The sequence below is a fragment of the Stenotrophomonas sp. Ste86 genome, assembly GCF_024519465.1.
Classification (GTDB): Bacteria; Pseudomonadota; Gammaproteobacteria; order Xanthomonadales; family Xanthomonadaceae; genus Stenotrophomonas.
The window spans coordinates 22,131-41,308 of record NZ_JALJRW010000029.1; the positions used below are offsets into that span (position 1 = coordinate 22,131).

The 19,178-nt window shown below is 66.9% G+C and carries 11 protein-coding genes and 1 pseudogene; 3 read left to right on the plus strand and 9 right to left on the minus strand.

Annotated elements, in window-relative coordinates; genetic code table 11:
• Positions 1-101: 101 nt before the first annotated feature.
• From NR101_RS17770 to NR101_RS17780, 3 genes are read right to left on the minus strand one after another with little or no spacing between them, the layout of a single operon-like run.
• Positions 102-3,275: a multidrug efflux RND transporter permease subunit gene (locus tag NR101_RS17770; RefSeq protein ID WP_256774557.1), complete on the minus strand. Its 3,174-nt coding sequence runs from the start codon at positions 3,273-3,275 to the stop codon at positions 102-104.
• Positions 3,276-3,290: 15 nt separating this feature from the next.
• On the minus strand, positions 3,291-4,565 hold the full coding sequence (locus NR101_RS17775; RefSeq protein WP_256774556.1) for an efflux RND transporter periplasmic adaptor subunit: 1,275 nt from the start codon (positions 4,563-4,565) through the stop codon (positions 3,291-3,293).
• Positions 4,565-5,224, minus strand: coding sequence for a TetR/AcrR family transcriptional regulator (locus NR101_RS17780; RefSeq protein ID WP_256774555.1), 660 nt, complete (start codon positions 5,222-5,224; stop codon positions 4,565-4,567). The genes NR101_RS17775 and NR101_RS17780 overlap by 1 nt, the downstream gene beginning before the upstream one ends.
• Positions 5,225-5,583: 359 nt before the next feature.
• Between NR101_RS17780 and NR101_RS17785 the strand changes: the two are divergent.
• The 3 genes and pseudogenes from NR101_RS17785 to NR101_RS17795 form a co-directional block, all read left to right on the plus strand.
• Positions 5,584-10,476: pseudogene (locus NR101_RS17785) on the plus strand (NAD-glutamate dehydrogenase domain-containing protein); the annotation flags it as partial.
• A gap of 189 nt (positions 10,477-10,665) precedes the next feature.
• Positions 10,666-11,436, plus strand: coding sequence for an NAD kinase (locus NR101_RS17790; RefSeq protein ID WP_256774553.1), 771 nt, complete (start codon positions 10,666-10,668; stop codon positions 11,434-11,436).
• A 79-nt stretch (positions 11,437-11,515) separates the two neighbouring features.
• Positions 11,516-12,463: a 5'-nucleotidase gene (locus NR101_RS17795; RefSeq protein ID WP_256774552.1), complete on the plus strand. Its 948-nt coding sequence runs from the start codon at positions 11,516-11,518 to the stop codon at positions 12,461-12,463.
• Positions 12,464-12,496: 33 nt separating this feature from the next.
• Here NR101_RS17795 and NR101_RS17800 read toward each other — a convergent pair whose 3' ends face one another.
• From NR101_RS17800 to kynU, 6 genes are all read right to left on the minus strand, one after another.
• Positions 12,497-13,075: a DUF2939 domain-containing protein gene (locus NR101_RS17800; protein ID WP_256774551.1), complete on the minus strand. Its 579-nt coding sequence runs from the start codon at positions 13,073-13,075 to the stop codon at positions 12,497-12,499.
• 65 nt (positions 13,076-13,140) lie between these two features.
• On the minus strand, positions 13,141-14,127 hold the full coding sequence (locus NR101_RS17805; RefSeq protein WP_256774550.1) for an aldo/keto reductase: 987 nt from the start codon (positions 14,125-14,127) through the stop codon (positions 13,141-13,143).
• Between the two features lie 5 nt (positions 14,128-14,132).
• On the minus strand, positions 14,133-14,819 hold the full coding sequence (locus NR101_RS17810) for a DUF2461 domain-containing protein (protein ID WP_256774549.1): 687 nt from the start codon (positions 14,817-14,819) through the stop codon (positions 14,133-14,135).
• A complete protein-coding gene (sbcB, locus tag NR101_RS17815) occupies positions 14,816-16,255 on the minus strand; it encodes an exodeoxyribonuclease I (protein ID WP_256774548.1) in 1,440 nt (479 codons plus the stop codon). The genes NR101_RS17810 and sbcB overlap by 4 nt, the downstream gene beginning before the upstream one ends.
• Positions 16,255-17,622 (minus strand): NAD(P)/FAD-dependent oxidoreductase, encoded by a 1,368-nt coding sequence (locus tag NR101_RS17820; protein ID WP_256774547.1) that lies wholly within the window; start codon positions 17,620-17,622, stop codon positions 16,255-16,257. The genes sbcB and NR101_RS17820 overlap by 1 nt, the downstream gene beginning before the upstream one ends.
• Positions 17,623-17,653: 31 nt before the next feature.
• Positions 17,654-18,931: a kynureninase gene (gene kynU / locus NR101_RS17825; protein ID WP_256774546.1), complete on the minus strand. Its 1,278-nt coding sequence runs from the start codon at positions 18,929-18,931 to the stop codon at positions 17,654-17,656.
• Between the last annotated feature and the right edge of the window lie 247 nt (positions 18,932-19,178).

Below are 19,178 nucleotides of genomic sequence, written 5' to 3' on the forward strand. Positions count from 1 at the left end.
CATGCGCCCGCCGATGAAAGGCTACCACCTGGCAATGCACCGCCCACAAAAAAGCCCCGGCTCGCGCCGGGGCTTTTCCGTTTCAGGGCGTTACCGCCGGATCAACGATCCGGACGGTGCGCCGTGTTCGCTTCGCCCTGGCGCTCCAGGAACTCCTTGGACGGTTCGTCCAGCTTGTCGCCCAGCATGCGGCGGACCACCACGAAGAACACCGGAATCATCAGCAGACCCAGGAAGGTGGCGAACACCATGCCGCCGATCACGCCGGTACCGATTGCATGACGCGCATTGGCGCCGGCACCGGTGGAGATGGCCATCGGCACCACGCCCATGATGAAGGCGAACGAGGTCATCAGGATGGGACGGAAACGCAGGCGCGAGGCTTCGATGGTCGCTTCGCGCAGGTTCTTGCCCGCCGCCCGCTGTTCCACCGCGAACTCCACGATCAGGATCGCGTTCTTGGCCGCCAGGCCGATCACCGTGATCAGGCCGATCTTGAAGTACAGATCGTTGGGCAGGCCGCGTGCCAGCGAGAACGCCAGCGCACCGAGCACGCCCAGCGGCACCACCAACAGCACCGCCACCGGGATCGACCAGCTCTCATACAGCGCGGCCAGGCACAGGAACACCACCACGATGGACAGCACCAGCAGCAGGGTGGCCGCATTGCCCGCCAGGATTTCCTGGTAGGACATACCCGACCAGTCGTAACCGAAGCCGGCCGGCAGGTCGTCGCTGACGATCCGTTCCATCGCCTGCATCGCTTCACCCGAGCTGCGCCCGGCGGCCTGCGAACCGACGATGTTCACCGCCGAATAGCCGTTGTAGCGGCTCAGCGACGGCGGTGCGGACACCCACTCGGACTTCACCACGGTGCTCAGCGGGATCATCGCCTGCGTGCCGTCGGGATTGGTCTGCAGGGTGCTGGGCGTGTAGAAGCTGTTCAACGACTCCGCGCCCGTGCGGTACGGGCCATCGGCCTGCAGGGTCACGCGCTTGATGCGGCCTTCATAGAAGAAGTCGTTGACGTACACCGGGGCCAGCATCAGCTGGATCGTGCTGTACACGTCCGACACCGACAGGCCCATGGTCTGCGCCTGCACGCGGTCCACGTGCAACTGCAGCTGCGGCGCGTTTTCCAGGCCGTTGGGGCGCACGCCGGTCAGCAGGTCGCTTTCCTGTGCGGCCTTGCCGAGCAGGATGTTGCGCGCCTGCGTCAGCTGGTCGTAGCCGGCACCGCCACGGTCCTGCAGCCACATGTCGAAGCCGCCGAACTGGCCCAGGCCCTGCACGGTGGGCAGGTTGACCACGAAGATCTGCGCTTCCTTGATGCCGTAGAACGCGCCGTTCATGTTGTTGATGAACTCGGGCACGGTGACGTCGCGGTCGGCCCACGGCTTGAGCCGGATGAAGCCCATGCCGACGTTTTCGCCGGAACCGACGAAGCTGAAACCGGCCACCTGCAGCATGCCCTCGAAGCCATCCTGCTTCTCCAGCACGCCACGCATCTGCGCGAACGCCGCGTTGGTCTGCGACTTGGTCGAGCCCGGCGGCAGCTGCACGATCGCCAGCGCATAGCCCTGGTCTTCCTCGGGCAGGAAGCTGCCCGGCATGCGCGTGAACAGGAAACCGCACAGCGCGGTGAGCACCACGAACAGGATCATCCAGCGCGGGGCATGCTTCACCGCCGAGGTGATATGGCCGACGTAGGTGTTGCTGACCTTGTCGTAGTACTTGTTGAAGGTGCGGTAGACGACGTTCGGATTGTCGTTGTGCGTGGGCTTGAGGAAGGTCGCGCACAGCGCCGGGGTGAAGCCCAGCGCCAGGAACGCCGAGAACGCCATGGCGATGGCGATGGTCAGCGCGAACTGCTTGTAGATTTCGCCGGCCGCACCGCCCTGCAGGGCCGAGGGAATGAACACCGCCGCCAGCACCACAGTGATGGCCACCACCGCGCCGGTGATCTGGGTCATGGCCTTCTGGGTGGCGGCCTTGGGCGGCAGCTTCTCCTCGGTCATGATGCGTTCGACGTTCTCGATGACCACGATGGCGTCATCGACCACGATGCCGATCGCCAGCACCATCGCAAACAGGGTCAGCTGGTTGATGGTGAAACCGATGATGCTCATGCCCAGGAACGTGCCGAGCAGGGCCACCGGGATGACCAGGGTCGGGATCAGGGTGGCGCGGAAGTTCTGCAGGAAGATCAGCATCACCAGGAACACCAGCACGACCGCTTCGATCAGGGTCTTGACCACTTCCTCGATCGAGATCTTGACGAAAGTGGTGCTGTCGTACGGCGAGAACCAGCTGACACCGGCCGGGAAGCTCGGGGACAGTTCGTCCATCTTGGCGGTGACCGAATTGGCCACGTTCAAGGCGTTGGCGCCCGGCAGCAGCTGGATCGCGAAGGCACCGGTGGGCTTGCCGTTGTACTGGGTGTCAAAGCCGTAGTTGTTCGCACCGAAGGCAATACGGGCGATGTCCTTGAGCAACACGCGCGAGCCGTCGGCATTGGCGCGCAGGATGATGTTCTCGAACTCCTGCGGCGAGCTGAAGCGGCCTTCGGCCGAGACCGTGGCGGTGAAGTAGTGGCCTTCCGGGGACGGATCCGAGCCCAGCGAACCGGCCGCGAACTGCACGTTCTGGTCCTTGATCGCGGCCAACACCTGGCTGGCCGACAGGCCGTAGCCCTGCATCTTTTCCGGGTTGAGCCAGATGTTCATGGCGTACTCGGAACCGAACTGCTGGGTGCTGCCGACGCCGGGAATACGCGAGATCTGGTCGAGCACGCGCGAACCGACGATGTCGTTGAGCGCATCCCGGTTGATGGAGGCATTGTCGGACTGCAGCGCCACCACCATCAGGAAGCCGGCGTTGGCCTTGGCCACCACCACGCCCTGCTGGGTCACCTCGGTGGGCAGGCGGGGGGTCGCCAGCGACACTTTGTTCTGCACCTGGACCTGGGCGATGTCCGCATCGGTGCCGGTCTCGAAGGTCAGGGTGATGGTGACGCGGCCGTTGGAGGCCGAGGAAGAGCTGAAGTACAGCAGGTGATCGATACCGGTCAGCTGCTGCTCGATGACCTGGGTGACCGACTTTTCGGCGGTGTCGGCGCTGGCGCCGGGGTAGGTGGCGCTCACCGTCACCTGGGGCGGTGCGATGCTTGGATAGGACTCCACGCCCAGGCCAAGGATCGAGATCACGCCCGCAAGCGAGATCAGGATCGCGACCACCCAGGCGAAGACCGGGTGTTCAATGAAAAATTTAGGCATGACGGATGATTCCCGTTATTGCTTGTTCGGTTCGGCAGCCGGAGCGGCGCCGGACGTTTCGGCAGCGGCGTCGGCTGGGGCGGCGGCGTCAGGCTTGGCGGCAGCCGCCGGAGCGGCTCCTGCCGGCGCAGCACCTGCCGGGGCCTGGCCATTGGCGTTGGCGGCGTTGGGGTTCCACGGGGCCGCCTTGGCCGGCGCGCCTTCCTTGACCTTCTGCACACCGGCCACGATCACCTGGTCGCCCGGTTCAAGGCCACCGCTGACCAGCCAGCTGCTGCCCTGCTGGCCTTCGCTCTTGACGTTCTTGCGGGCGACCTTGCCATCCTTGCCGACCACCAGCACGTAGCCGCCGGTGGTGTCGCGCTGCAGTGCCTGCAGCGGGACCAGGTAAGCGTTGTTGCGCTCGCCCAGGGTCGCCTGGAAGCTGACGAAGGCACCCGGCAGCAGGATCTGCTGCGGATTGGGCAGCACCGCGCGCAGCGACACCGCGCCGGTGGCCGGGTCGACCGTGGTCGAGGAGAAGTCCAGCGTACCCGGCTGGTCGTAGACGGTGCCGTCGGACAGCTTGACCTGCACGGTCGACTTGCCGTCACCGCTCAGCGCCACCTGGCCCTTGGCCTGCGCCGCGCGCATCTGGGTCAGCTCGTCCACGCTCATCGAGAAGTTCACGTACAGCGGATCGAGCTGGTCCACGGTGGTGAGCAGGGTCACATCGCCCTGGCCAACCAGCGCGCCTTCGGTGACCTGCTGCTTGCCGGCGCGGCCGCTGATCGGCGCGGTGACTTCGGCATAGCCGAGGTTGATCTTCGCGCTGGTCAGGGCGGCCTGGGCCTGCTGCACGGCCGCTGAGGCGGTGCGTTCGGTGGCCTCGGCGGCGTCCAGGTCAGACTTGGATACGTACTGCTGCGGGGCCAGCGATCGGGCGCGGTTGGCGGCGGCCTTGGCGTTGGCATAGCTGGCCTGGGCCGAGGCCAGCTCGGCCTGGGAGGCGTTCAACGAGGCCTGCAGTGGCGCCGGGTCGATCAGGAACAGGACCTGGCCCTGCTTGACGTCGGCGCCTTCCTGATAGACGCGCTTGAGCAGCACGCCCGGCACGCGGGCGCGCACGTCGGCGCTGCGGAACGGCGACAGACGGCCGACCAGCTCACGCTGCAGCGGCAGGGTCTGCGGCTTGGCTTCGATAACGCCCACTTCCGGCGGCGGGGGCGTCTGCTGCTCTGGCTTCTTGCAGGCGGTCAGTGCAACAGCAACTGCGCACGTCAGGGCAAGGGTGCGGAGTGGGGCGATCATCAGGAAAAACTCCGGTGTTGGTTTGAATGCGGAGCCGCGGCGGATTCCGGCGTGGCGAACGCGCGCAGGAAGCTGTCAACGGAGAATTCTGCCCAGCGGTGGCGCATGGCGGCGTCCTCCCGGTGGGGGGTATGGAAGCGCTGTTTCTCGAAATCCAAGCCGGCGATCATGCTCAATAGCAGTTCGGCCATGAAGTGCGGGTCGTCATGCCCGAGCTGGCCCAGGGCCATGCGGCTCTCAAGCCATTCAGCGACGTGAAGGACCAGCGCCCCGGCGCCGTCGCGGTACAGCGCGCGGGCTTCCTGGGGGAACTGGCCGGAGTCGGCTGCGATCAGGCGCCGGGCCTGGGCCACGTGGGGCTGGTTGCAGTGTTCGAGGTAGTCGGTGGCGAACTGCAGCAGGCTGCCGCGCAGGTCGCCCTCGTCCAGGCTGTGCAGCCCGGCAGTGGCCCGGCTGACGTGCCGCTGCATCACCCGGCGCAACAGTTCCTGCTTGCTGCCATAGCGGCTGTAGAGCGTCTGCTTGGAACACCCGGCCTGCTGCGCCACCGCCTCCATGCTGATCTGCATGCCCTGGGTGGCGAACAGGTCACGCACAGCATCGAACACGCGCTGGTCGCGCGCATCCAGGCAACTGGCGGCGGGGTGGGGGGGATTCACGCGGTGGACTATACCGTCCAGTTCAGAATTGGAGAAGTCTTGTGTTTTGACCGCTTTTGATACCCATCGTCAAGTTGCCACAGATTCGGCCGATGCTGCGTTGCGTAGAACTCTCACGCTGCTATCCGTACTCGTGCGAATTGACGAGCATGCCGATGCGCGTGATGTAAACGCCACCCAACCCGAATTGCCTTATTCCGTCCTGCAGCAAGGTATTTTTGTGCGGTAGGCCTACAATTTCATTTTCCCAACTGAGCAACACGCACCGCTCTGCCATGAAACCGCAAAAACCAGCAGCCAAGACCGTGAAAAACAAATCCAAACCAGCCGATACGCAGACTGTTTCGCCAGTGGGCTTCTCGCTGGAGCCGGTGTACACGGCCTTGCGCAAGCGCTACCCGTCCGCCGGGCAGGCCGAGGCAGTGGCGTTCGCCGCCGACTTCTACAAGCGCATGGAGGCGGACGAGTTCCCGCACCACACCGCCGAAGAGTGGGCTGCGCTTGCCGCCGACACGCTGGAGTTCGCGCGTGCCCGCAAGCCTGGCAAGGCCAACGTGCGCGTGTTCAACCCGAGCCTGAAGGGCAATGGGTGGGAATCGCCGCATACCGTGCTGCAGATCGTCAATGACGACATGCCGTTCCTGGTCGACACGGTCACCATGTCGCTGGCCGAGCATGGCATCGGCGTGCATGTCCTGGGCCACCCGGTGATCCGCTTCGGCCGTGACAAGGCCGGCAAGCTGGCCGGCGTGGGCGAGGGCAATCCCGAATCGGTGATGTTGCTGGAGATCGACCGCCAGCCGGCCGACGCCATGGCCGACGTCGAGCAGGCGATCACCAAGGCGCTCGATGAGGTGCGTGCCATCGTCGGCGATTGGGATGCCATGCGCAGCAAGGCCAAGAGCCTGGCCGACGACCTGGGCACCCGCCAGTTGCCGATCGACGCCGCCTCGCGCGACGAGGCACAGGAGTTCCTGCGCTGGGCTGCCGACAACCACTTCACCTTCTTCGGCTATCGCGAGTACCGCGTGGAGAAGCAGGGCAAGGAAGACGTGCTGGCCCCGCTCAATGCGACCGGGCTGGGGCTGATGCGCGGCAAGGACACCTCCGCTGCCCGTCCGGTCAAGACGCTGGCCGCGCAGGGCCTCAACGCCACCACCGGGTTGAAGGACGCGCTGATCCTGACCAAGACCAATGCCCGTTCGCGCGTGCATCGCGCCGGTTACATGGATTACATCGGCGTGCTGGAATTCGACGCCAAGGGCAAGATCATCGGCGAGCAGCGCTTCCTGGGCCTGTTCACCTCCAGCGCCTACAACCGCCGCCCGTGGGAAATCCCGCTGGTGCGCCAGCGCCACGAATACGTGATGAGCCAGTCGGGCCTGGCCCCGAGCAGCCACAGCGGCAAGGCCCTGCGCCACATCCTGGAAACGCTGCCGCGCGAAGAGCTGTTCCAGTCCAGTGAAGACGAGCTGTTCCGCACCGCGATGGGCGTGCTGGGTCTGCAGGAGCGCGTGCGCAGCCGCCTGTTCCTGCGCCGCGACAAGTACAGCCGCTTCATCTCCGCGCTGGTCTACCTGCCGCGCGAACGCTTCAACACCGATGTGCGCCTGCGCATCGAAGCGATGCTCAAGGACGCCCTGCAGGGCGAGTACGTGGACAGCTCGGTGGTCCTCGGCGAATCGCCGCTGGCCCAGGTGCACCTGATCGTGCGGCCGAAGGCTGGCCAGACCCTGGAAGTGGACACCAGCGAACTGGAGCAGAAGCTGGCCCAGGTGCTGCGCAACTGGCAGGACGACCTGCGTGAAGCACTGGTGGCCCGCCACGGTGAAAGCGAAGGCCTGCGCATTGCCGCCCGCATCGGCAAGGCACTGCCGGCCGGCTACATCGAAGACTCCAGCACCGAGATCGCCGCCAACGACGTCAGCCAGCTCGACGCGCTGACCGGCCCGGACGACCTGCGCCTGAGCCTGCAGGCCGTGCAACGCGAAGGCGGCGAAGGCCTGCGCCTGAAGCTGTATCGCCAGCTGGACGACATTCCGTTGTCGGACGCGCTGCCGATGATGGAAAACATGGGCCTGCGCGTGATCGCCGAGCGTCCGTACCGCCTGACGGTCGACAACGCACCGGTCTACGTGCAGGACTTCGAAGTGGAATCGGTGGCCGGTGCGATCGATGCACCGAGCGTGGATGCCGCCTTCGGCGAGACCTTCGCCCGGGTGTGGCATGGCGATGCCGAAAACGACGGCTTCAATCGCCTCGTGCTCGCCGCTGGCCTGCACTGGCGCCAGGTCGCGATGCTGCGCGGCTACTGCAAGTACCTGCTGCAGACTGGCGTGCCGTTCTCGCAGGCCTATGTGGAAGGCACCTTCACCCGTTACCCGCTGCTGGCGCGCCTGCTGGTGGAACTGTTCGAAGCCCGCTTCGATCCGGCCACCGGCCACGAGAGCAAGGACGCCATCGCCGAGGGCCAGGCCGAGCTGCGCGCGCACCTGACCGTGCTTGCCGGCGGCGACGAGGCTACGCTGAAGGTGCTCAAGACCGTGGTCGATGCGCGCAAGGGCGACCGCACCGTGCAGATGGATGCCGCGCGCGACGCGCTGCTGAAGCTGATGGACCGCGTGTCCAGCCTGGATGAAGACCGCATCCTGCGCAGCTTCATGGGCGTGATCGACGCGACCCTGCGTACCAGCTACTACCAGACCGATGCGGAAGGCCGTCCGGGCCACGTCATCAGCTTCAAGTTCGATTCGGCGCTGGTGCCGGACCTGCCCAAGCCGCGCCCGTACCGCGAAATCTTCGTATATGGCCCGCGCGTGGAAGGCACCCACCTGCGCTTCGGTGCCGTGGCCCGTGGTGGCCTGCGCTGGTCGGACCGTCGTGAAGACTTCCGGACCGAAGTGCTGGGCCTGGTCAAGGCGCAGATGGTCAAGAACACGGTCATCGTGCCGGTCGGCGCGAAGGGCGGTTTCTTCGCCAAGATGCCGCCGGTGAACGGCGACCGCGATGCCGTGTTCGCCAACGGCGTGGCCTGCTACAAGCTGTTCATCCAGGGCCTGCTGGACATCACCGACAACATCGTCAACAACAAGATCGTGCCGCCGGTGGACGTGGTCCGCCACGACATGGACGACCCGTACCTGGTGGTGGCCGCCGACAAGGGCACTGCGACCTTCTCCGACATCGCCAACGGCCTGGCCATCGCGCACGGCTTCTGGATGGGCGATGCGTTCGCCTCCGGTGGTTCGGTGGGTTACGACCACAAGGGCATGGGCATCACCGCACGCGGTGCGTGGGAGTCGGTCAAGCGCCACTTCCGTGCGCTGGGCCGTGACAGCCAGAGTCAGGATTTCACCACGGTGGGCGTCGGCGACATGTCCGGCGACGTGTTCGGCAACGGCATGCTGCTGTCCCGCCACATCCGCCTGGTGGCCGCGTTCGATCACCGCCACATCTTCCTGGACCCGAATCCGGATGCGGCCAGCACGTTCGTCGAACGCGAACGTCTGTTCACCGTGCCGCGCTCGAGCTGGGCCGACTACGACGCCAAGCTGATCAGCAAGGGCGGTGGCATCTTCCCGCGCTCGCTGAAGTCCATCGAGATCACCCCGCAGGTGCGTGAGGCGCTGGGCCTGGAGGACACCGTCAAGGCGATGTCGCCCAACGATCTGATGAGCGCCATCCTCAAGGCGCCGGTGGACCTGCTGTGGAACGGCGGCATCGGCACCTACGTCAAGGCGTCGACCGAGCAGCACAGCGATGTCGGCGACCGCGCCAACAACGCACTGCGCGTCAACGGTGGCGAGCTGCGCTGCAAGGTGGTGGGCGAGGGCGGCAACCTGGGCATGACTCAGCTGGGCCGCATCGAAGCGGCGCAGGCCGGCGTGCTGCTCAACACCGACTTCATCGACAACTCGGCCGGTGTGGATACGTCCGACCACGAAGTCAACATCAAAATCCTGCTCAATGATGTGGTGCGGGCCAAGAAGTTGACCGTTGAACAGCGCAACAAGCTGCTGGCGTCGATGACCGACGAAGTGGCCGCGCTGGTGCTCAACGACAACTACCGCCAGAACCAGGCCCTGAGCCTGATGGAGCGGATGGCGGTCAAGCGCCTGGGCTCCAAGCAGCACTTCATCCGCACGCTGGAGCAGCAGGGCCTGCTCGATCGCCAGATCGAGTTCCTGCCCTCCGATGCCGAGCTGTCCGCGCGCAAGGCACGTGGCCAGGGGCTGACCCGTCCGGAACTGTCGGTGCTGCTGTCCTATTCCAAGCTGGTGGCCTTCCAGCAGCTGCTGGAATCGGACATCCCGGAAGATCCGTACCTGTCCAAGGAACTGCAGCGCTACTTCCCCACGCCGCTGCAGAAGAAGTACGCCGATGCGATGGAGCGTCACCGCCTGAAGCGCGAAATCATCGCCACGGCCGTGACCAACCAGACCATCAACCGGATGGGCGCCACCTTCCTGATGCGCATGCAGGAAGACACCGGCCGCACCGTGGCCGAGGTCGCCAAGGCGTACACGATCAGCCGTGAAACGCTGGACGCGCGCGCGCTGTGGGCACAGATCGACGCCCTCGACGGCACGCTGCCGGAGTCGGTGCAGATCGACGCGCTGGAAGTGATCTGGAAGCTGCAGCGTTCGTTCGTGCGCTGGCTGCTGTCGCGCCCGGGCGCCATGCCCGGCATCACCGAGGCGGTCAACCGCTACCAGGCGGCCTTCAACGACATCCGCGTCGCCTCCGGCGTGCTGCCCGATTCGCAGCGTCCGTCCTACGAGGCCAGCGTGGCCGAGTGGAAGGAGAAGGGCCTGCCGCCGGCCCTGGCGCAGCAGTTGTCCGAGCTGCAGTTCCTGGAACCGGCGTTCGACATCATCGAGCTGGCCCGGACCCGCAAGCTCAAGCCGGTGGACGTTTCCAAGGTCCACTTCCGCCTGGGCGACGCGTTGCAGCTGCCGTGGCTGTTCGAGCAGATCGACGCGCTGGAGGTCAACGGCCGCTGGCACGCCGTGGCCCGTGGCGTGCTGCGCGACGAGCTGGCTGCCCATCACCGCAACCTGGCTGCCCAGGTGCTGTCGATGAAGGGTGCCAGCGCCGAAGCCAAGGTCGCTGCCTGGATCGGCCGCGACGACAGCAGCCTGCGCTTCACGCTGTCGATGCTGGCCGAACTGGCCGAGCAGAAGACGCTGGACTACCCGACCGTGTCGGTCGCCGTCCAGCGTCTGGGCCAATTGGCCGCACACGGCGCGTAAGCGATAGCGCCGGGGGCTGCCCGGTGGCATGAAAAGGAAACGGCCCCGCAATCGCGGGGCCGTTTTCGTTTCCGGTCGTGCCAGCGTCTGGGCGGTAGTCGCATGGACCTGTCGGCGCGGACGCGTATCCGGTCAGTGGCCGGCACGACCGGGTATGCTCTTGCTGGCATACCCCACCCGGATCCACCGATGAGCGACACCCCCCGTATCGCCTTCCTGGCCAGCAACACCGAGGCCGCGCAGCAGGCCCTGGCCGCGATGCTGGCCCGTTATGGCGCGTGCACGCCCGAGCAGGCCGACGTGCTGTGCCCGCTGGGCGGCGATGGCTTCATGCTGCAGACCCTGCATCGCTACGCGGCGCTGGGCAAGCCGGTGTTCGGCATGAAGCTGGGCACGGTGGGATTCCTGATGAACCAGTTCCGTGACGACGACCTGCCGGCGCGGCTGGACGCGGCCGAGCCGGCGCACCTGCGGCCGCTGGAGATGCTGGCGCTGACCGAATCAGGCACCAGCACCGGATCGCTGGCCTACAACGACGTCTCGCTGCTGCGCCAGACCCGCCAGGCCGCGCATATCGGCGTGGACCTCAACGGCCAGGAGCGCGTGGCCGAGCTGATCGGCGACGGTGTGCTGGTGGCCACGCCGGCGGGCAGCACCGCCTACAACTATTCCGCGCATGGCCCGATCCTGCCGCTGGGCTCGCACACCATCGCGCTGACGCCGCTGGCCCCGTATCGCCCACGTCGCTGGCGCGGTGCGATCCTCAAGGCCGATACCGAAGTGCGCTTCCGCGTGCTGGATCCCTACAAGCGCCCGGTCAGCGTCACTGCCGATTCGCACGAGACCCGCGACGTGGTCGAGGTGACCATCCGCGAGTCGCGCGAGCGCCGGGTGACCTTGTTGTTCGACCAGGAGCACAACCTGGAAGACCGTATCCTCAGCGAACAGTTCATGTTCTGAGCCGGCCTGGCCGTGGCGGCCGCGCACTGTGGGACAATGGCTGGCCGGCCGCTGCGGCCGCATTGGATTGCTGAGTGCCATGGGCGACAACACCCCCCGTCTGCTGACCGTCGCGGTGACCTCGCGCGCGCTGTTCGACCTGGAAGAAGGCCACGCGCTGTTCGAGGCCGAGGGCGTGGATGCCTACGCCGAGTACCAGCGCAAGCACGAGGATGACGTGCTGCGCCCGGGCGTGGCGTTCCCGGTGGTGCGCAAGCTGCTGGCCCTCAACCAGGGCCAGTCGCCGGAGTCGCCGCGGGTGGAAGTGATCCTGCTCTCGCGCAATTCGGCCGATACCGGGCTGCGCATCTTCAACTCGATCCAGCATTACGGCCTGGGCATCATCCGCGCCACGTTCACCGCCGGCGAACCGACCTGGCCGTACGTGAAGCCGTTCGGCACCGATCTGTTCCTGTCGGCCAATCCCGAATCGGTGCGCCGCGCGCTGCTGCACGGCATCGCTGCCGCCACCATCCTGCCCAAGCCACCGGGCGAGACGATCGCCGCGGCCGAGCAGGTGGACATGGGGCGTCCGCTGGGTCAGCTGCGCATCGCCTTCGATGGCGATGCGGTGATCTTTGGCGATGAGAGCGAGCGCATCTCGCGCGAGCAGGGCGTGGAAGCTTTCGGCCGGCACGAGCGCGAGAACGCGCGCGAGCCGCTCAGTGGCGGCCCGTTCCGCAATTTCCTTTCGGCGCTGCACACGCTGCAGGCGGTGTTCCCGTCCGGCGAGGACGCGCCGATCCGTACCGCGCTGGTCACCGCGCGTTCGGCGCCGGCGCATGAGCGGGTGATCCGCACCCTGCGCGAGTGGGGCGTGCGCCTGGATGAGGCCCTGTTCCTGGGCGGCCGCCACAAGGGGCCGTTCCTGGAAGCGTTCGGGGCGGATATCTTCTTCGACGACTCGCAGCACAACATCGACAGCGCCCGTCAGCACCAGAGCGTGGCGGCCGGGCACGTGCCGCATGGCGTGGCCAACGACGGCTGATCGGCGCGTGGTCTTCCCACCCACGGTGGGGGGCTAACGGACCGGCAACACCATCGGCGGGGTGGCTTCTTCGTTGCCCAGCGGCAGGCGGATATCCACCAGCTTCCAGCGCAGGCCCGACCGCTGCAGCACGAACACCACCGGCTCGCCCTGCGCGGTACGGGTGGTGGCGGTGAAGCGCGACAGCGACTCGAAATGGTGCTCGGCCCCCTGCAGCGGCCGCGGCTTGCGCGGCGCGGCGTAGGTGTCGTTGCTTTCCAGGTCGTTGCTGGCGCGTTTCCACAGGGTGTGGCCTTCCATCAGCGCGCCGATCCCGGTCGGGGTCACCATCGCATCCACCGCGGTGCCGGTGAGCGTCTCGCTCGCCGAGAGCAGCAGCGCGCCCAGCAGGTTGGACTGCACGTCCGGCCCGGCGCGACGGACCACATAGTCGTTGAGCTGCGCGCGCAGGTTGGCGCGCAGCATCGGGAAGTCGACGTAGCGGTCGAGTTTGGCGGTATCGCGCGCCTCGATGGCCTGGGCCAGTCCGCGCACGGTCAGGTACGGGCCGCTGAACAGGATGCCTGCCAGCAACAGCAGCAGGGCCAGCAACAACCAGGGCAGTTTCTTCATTCGTCACGCATCGTCGAAAGGCACTGCGCCGAGCTTGCCGCAGTGCGTGTCAGCCGGTGTGAACACTACTGGCTGGGCGAACCGCCGCCACGCTGGAACGCGGCGACCAGGCGTGCGCGTTCGTCCGGCTGCAGCGCATCCACCCGGGTGTCCAGGATCTGCTCTAGGTTCCCCACGCGGGTGGTCCCGAGTACGCCGCTGGCGATGCCAGGATGCTGCAGGACATAGGCGAACGCGGTCTGCGCGGGGGTCTGTGAATGTATCGCGGCCACAGCGCGCTGCATGTCGCGTGCACTACGCATCAACTGGCGGCTGGACGGTTTCAGCCAGGCGCGCGCCAGGTACCAGGCATCGGCCAGACGCGGCACGCGGGGCCGTGCCGGGAGCAGATGGCCCTGTGCCAATACGGTGCCGGCCAGCACGCCGATGCCGGCATCGTGCATGGCCGTGATCAGCGGCTCGCGGTCCTGCTGCAGCGCGTTGTAGTCGATCAGCGCGACATCGAACAGCGCCGGGTGGTCGACCAGATGCTGCATGGTCGCGCCGGTGTGGGTATTGATGCCGAGCAGGCGGAACATGCCGTTGCGACGCATGCGGGCCAGTGCGCTGAGCAGTTCATCGTTGATCTGCGCCAGGCCGATGCCGTGCAGCTGGAAGATGTCCAGATGATCGCAGTGCAGGTTGCGCAGTGAGGCGGCGCAGCTGCGCTCGATCGCCTCCGGGGAGAAATCGCGTTGTTCGGCGCCGCTCACCCCGGCCTGGCCGGTCAGCGTGCCGCCCTTGCTGGAGATCACCAGGCCATCGCGCGGATGGTTGGCGAAGGCGCGTTGCAGGATCCGGCCCAGCCGCGGTTCGGCGTTGAAGGCCGAGTAATTGTGGCCGGTGTCGAACAGGTTGACCCCGCGTTCCAGCGCACGCCGCACGATGCGTTCGGCCTCGGCCTCGGCGAAACGGCGGTTGCCCCAGAACCCGGAGCAGCCCAGGGCGATCTGCGATACCTGCAGGCCGCTGCGGCCCAGTGGCCGCCGCGGGAGGGGGTAGGGGGTTGCCATCGTGCTCAGAATTCAAGGTCCAGCGCGGCGCACAGGTAGTCCACGAACGGACCCAGGGTGACTAGGTCGGCGGCGATGGTCTGGCGCAGGCGCGGCCCGGTCATGGTGGCGTCGTCCAGCGAACGCCAGAACACCCAGTTGCGGTGCTTGAGGTCGTCGATGAACTCGAAGTCCGGCTCGAAGCCACGCGGCGGGCGCACCAGCTTCTCGCTTTGCTCGAAGTCGAACTTCTTCCGCAGCACCGGCGAGTGCGCGGCGGCCTTCCAGCTGCCCGGGTTGTCGACGATGAAATGCCGCACCTTGCGCTGCGTGGCCGGCTCGGGATGCCACAGGCCGGCACCGACAAAACTCTCGCCCGGCTGCAGGTGGATGTAGAACGACGGCGCGGGTACCTGCTTGCGGCGCTCATGGAACAGGCGCGCGCCCTGCCAGCTCTTGTAGGGTGACTTGTCGTTGGAGAAGCGCGCGTCGCGATAGATGCGGAACAGCGAGCCACCCACGCCACGGGGATCGGCGCGGAAGTGTTCGCTCACCGCCGCCAGGTCCGGCTGCAGGTCGGCGATCAGGCGCAGGAACGGCTGGCGCACATGCTCTTCGTACTGCGGCTTGTGCTCGTTGAACCAGGTCTTGTCGTTGTGGCGGGCCAGGCCGCGCAGGAAGGTGAAGCTCTTCGGACTGAAATAGGTGCTCACAGGCTCTGCTCCAGGTCGGTGCCCCAATCGCGCAGCTGCTGCAGCAGGGCGAGTTTGACGGGGTCGGTGGCATGTTCGGTGGTCAGCGCGTCCAGCTGTTGCCGGAACTGCGGCAGGTTCTGCTCGCCCAGTGCGGCATCCCCGAGCAGGCGCTGGCGACGGTAGTCGTTCCAGCGGGTGCGCTCGGCCGCATCCAGGGTCGGCAGATGATTGCGCGCCCGGTAGCGGAACAGCAGTTCAGGCATGCGCGGATCGCGCAGGCGCTCGGCGAAGCTGGCCAGTTCCGTCGGGGGACTGGTGCGGATGCGGGTCATCAGCGCCTTGTCGCCATCGGCAAGGAAGCCGTCGTACAGGGAGGCATCGACATCGCTCGGCGGCAACACGCGTTCGCCACCGAATACCTGCCGCACCTTCTCGGCCAATGCCGGGGCAAGTTCGCGCAGGCGTGCGGCCTTGGCCTCGATCGCGGCCACGTCCAGGCCGAGGCGGGCATGGTCGGCGGCGCGCAGGTGGTTCCAGGCGACCAGCGCCGGCACCTTGTTGACGTGCACTTCTTTGAGCGGTACGCGCTGTTCGCCCTCGGCCAGGTCCGCCGCGCGGGTGTACAGGCGCGCGGCGATGGTTTCGGCCGGCAGCGCGAGCAGTGCATCGATGTCGCCCTCCAGGTCGAACACGATGATGCGGTTGTTGATGTACGGGTGCCGCGCCAGCGGCAGCACCGGTGCGGCGCACATGCGCTGGGCGGGATAGCGCATCGAGATGTGCAGCACCGGCTGCAACGCATCGACGTCGAGCAGGCTGCCGACGAAGCGCTTGTCGCGCAGCTTCAGCGCGTAGTCCCACAGGCGCGGCTGGGCCTGCTTGAACAGGCGTGCCATGCCGATGGTGGCGTGCACGTCCGACAGGGCCTCGTGTGCGTCGCCCTGACGCACGTTGTTGGCGGTGGCCAGGTGTTCAAGCTTGAACGAGGTGGCACCATCCTCGCGTTGCGGCCAGACCACGCCTTCGGGGCGCAGCGCGTGCAGCAGGCGCATCATGTCCAGCAGGTCCCAGCGCGAGTTGCCGTTGCGCCACTCGCGCTCGTAGGGATCGAAGAAATTGCGGAACAGCCCGTGGCGCACGAACTCATCATCGAAGCGCAGCGTGTTGTAGCCCAGCGAGCAGGTGCCCGGTCGCGCCATCAGGTCGTTGATGCGCGAGAACGCCTCGGCCTCGCTGACGCCGGTGGCAAGCGCGTGCTGCGGGGTGATGCCGGTGATCAGCGTGGCCACCGGCGAGGGCAGCAGATCGTCGGCCGGCTTGACGTAGAAGCTGACCGGCGTCTCGATGATGTTCAGCTCGGCATCGGTGCGGATCGAAGCGAACTGCGCCACGCGGGTGCGCCGCGGGTCCTGGCCGAAGGTTTCCAGGTCGTAGAACAGGAAGCTGTCTGCCATCAGTGTGCGCCCTCCAGTACGGGCAGCTGCGTGTGCACGATGCGCTCCAGTGCAGGCCAGTCGATGTGGTCCAGGCTGTCGTGCCCGGCGGTGGCCTCTTCCAGGATGCGCCGCTGCAGTTCGGTGCGCTCCAGCGCTACCGCGTAGGGCGTGTGCAGGAAGGTCACCATCGTGTAATGCGGCACGAAACGGGTCGGCCAGCGCGCCTGCAGCGCCTGTTCCAGCTCACGCTGCAGCAGGAACGCCGGGTCGGCGACACGGTCGCGCATCTCCAGATAGTTTTCCAGCGCCATCTGCTGGATGGCTTCGGCATTCGGCTTGCGATCCGCTTCGAACGCGGCGAAGGCGTCGCCCAGCGAGTCCTGTTCCAGCAGGTGGCCAGCCAGCGCCACGCAGTCTTCGAACGCGCAGTTCATGCCCTGGCCGTGGAAGGGCACCATCGCATGGGCGGCGTCGCCGAGCAGCACGGCGCGTCCCTGCAGGTGCCAGTGGGTGAGGTGCAGCGTGCCGAGCAGGCCCGGCGGATGTTCTTCCCAGTCGCGGCGCAGGTTGGGGATCAGCGCCAGCGCATCGGGGAAATCACGTGCGAACAGTGCTTCGGCTTCGGCCCCGGTGGTGGTGGTGGCAAAGCTGGGATCGCCCTTGTTGGGCAGGAACAGCGTGACGGTGAACGTACCTTCGTCGTTGGGCAGCGCGATGCACATGTAGTGGCCACGGGGCCAGATATGCAGGGCGTTGGCCTCGATGCGGAAGCCGCCATCGGCGGTGGGCGGGATCTCCAGCTCCTTGTAGGAGTGGTCGAGGAAGTCGATGCGTTCGTCCAGCGGCTGCTTGCGGTTCATCGCCGCGCGCAGTGCCGAGCCGGCACCGTCGGCGCCGATCAGGGTATCGAAGCGGATGTCGTGCGGCTGGTCGTCGCGGTCGTCGATGAAGCGTGCGTAGCCGGCGTCGAAATCGACCGTGTGCAGACGGCGATGGAAGTGCACGCTGGCTCCGGCATCTTCGGCCAGCTGCAGCAGGGTGGTGTTGAGGTCCTTGCGGTGGATGGACCAGATCACTTCGCTGTCGTCGCGCCCATAGCGCTGCAGCTGCGGCTCGCCATGGCGCGGGTGGATCATGCGCCCGCGCATCATCACCGCCTTGGCCATGACCGCGTCTTCGACACCGGCCTGGCGCAACGCGTTGCGGCCGCGCTCGGCCAGGGCCAGGTTGATCGAGCGGCCGGACTCGTAATCGCTGATGCGCGGGTCGCCGCGGCGTTCGTACAGGGTGATCCGCCAGCCCTGGCGGGACAGCAGGATGGCGAGCAGGGAGCCGGCCAGGCCAGCGCCGATGATGCTCAACGAGCGGGAGGGGGTAGCGATCAAGTCGGTGTCCGCAAGGGGGAGGGGGCGCGGCTTAGTGGCCGGCCCAGGCGTCCACTTCGTCGATGAAGTGGTGCAGGTCCTGGTAACGGTTGTACGCCGGGGTGGGCGAGATGCGGATGACGTCCGGTTCGCGCCAGTCGCCGAGTACGCCGACGGTCTGCAGGTACTCGAACAGGCTGCGGCCGCGCTCGCGCCCGCCGATGACGCGCAGCGAGAGCTGGCAGCCGCGGCGTTCGGGTTCGCTTGGGGTCAGCACTTCGAGCACCCGCGGCAGGCGGGCGCGCACGAGGGCATCGAGCAGGCCGGTCAGGCGCAACGATTTCTCGCGCAGGGCGGCGATGCCGCCGGCCTTGTCGACCACGTCCAGGGCAGCGCGCAGCGGTGCCAGGCCGAGCACCGGCGGGTTGCTGAGCTGCCAGCCTTCGGCGCCGGCGGTGGGCACGAACTGCGGGGCCATCTTGAAGCGGGTGGCTTCCTCATGGCCCCACCAGCCGGCGAAGCGGGGCAGGGTGGTGTCGCGGTGATGGCGTTCGTGGACGAAGCAGCCGGCGACGGCGCCGGGGCCGGCGTTGAGGTACTTGTAATGGCACCAGATGGCGAAATCCGGGGCGATGTCGTGCAGTTGCAGCGGCACGTTGCCGACGGAGTGGGCCAGGTCGAAGCCGATGCGGGCGCCCTGCAGGCGCGCCATGCGGGTGATGGCGTCGAGGTCGAACACCTGGCCGCTGCGGTATTGCACGCCGGGCCACAGCACCAGCGCCAGGCGCGGGCCGTGTTCGGTGATGGCGCGTTCGATGGCCTTCAGGGAAATGGTGCCGTTGGGTTCGTCAGGCTGGACTTCGATGAGGTCGGTGGCCGGGTCGAAGCCGTGGAAGCGGATCTGCGATTCGACCGCGTGGCGATCGGTGGGGAACGCGCCGGCTTCGATGAGGATGGCCGGTCGCTGTGCGGTGGGCCGGTAGAAGCTGACCATCATCAGGTGCAGGTTGACGCTGAGGGTGTTCATGGCAACCACTTCGCTGGGCAGGGCGCCGACGATGCGGGCGAGCTGTTCGCTGACCAGGCGGTGGTAGCGCAGCCACTGGGTGTCACCGGTGAAGTGGCCTTCGACGGCCAGGCTGGCCCATTTGTCCATGACGTCCTGGACGGCGGCACGGGCGCCACGCGGTTGCAGGCCGAGGGAGTTGCCGACGAAGTAGGTCTGGTCGCGATGGTTGTGCTGGGGGAAGATGAATTCGCTGCGGATGGCGCGCAGGGGATCGGCGGCGTCCAGGGCAACGGCATGGGTGCGGCTGAGAATGTCGGACATGGTGCAACCCGCGTGACAGTGGCTGACAGTTTATCCGGTGGTGGGGGTGTGGGGTGTTGTGGGGTGTGTGTTGGTAAAGGCAAAAGGCAACGTCAACCGCCAACCGCCAACGTCAACCGCCAACGTCAACGTCAATGTCAACCGCAACGGCGTCCTGTGTGGGCGGTGGCTGGGCTGGCGCGGTGCGGGTGGGTTGCCGGGACACGCCGTAAACCCGTCCTTGGGGGCTCGGTGTTGCCATCCATGG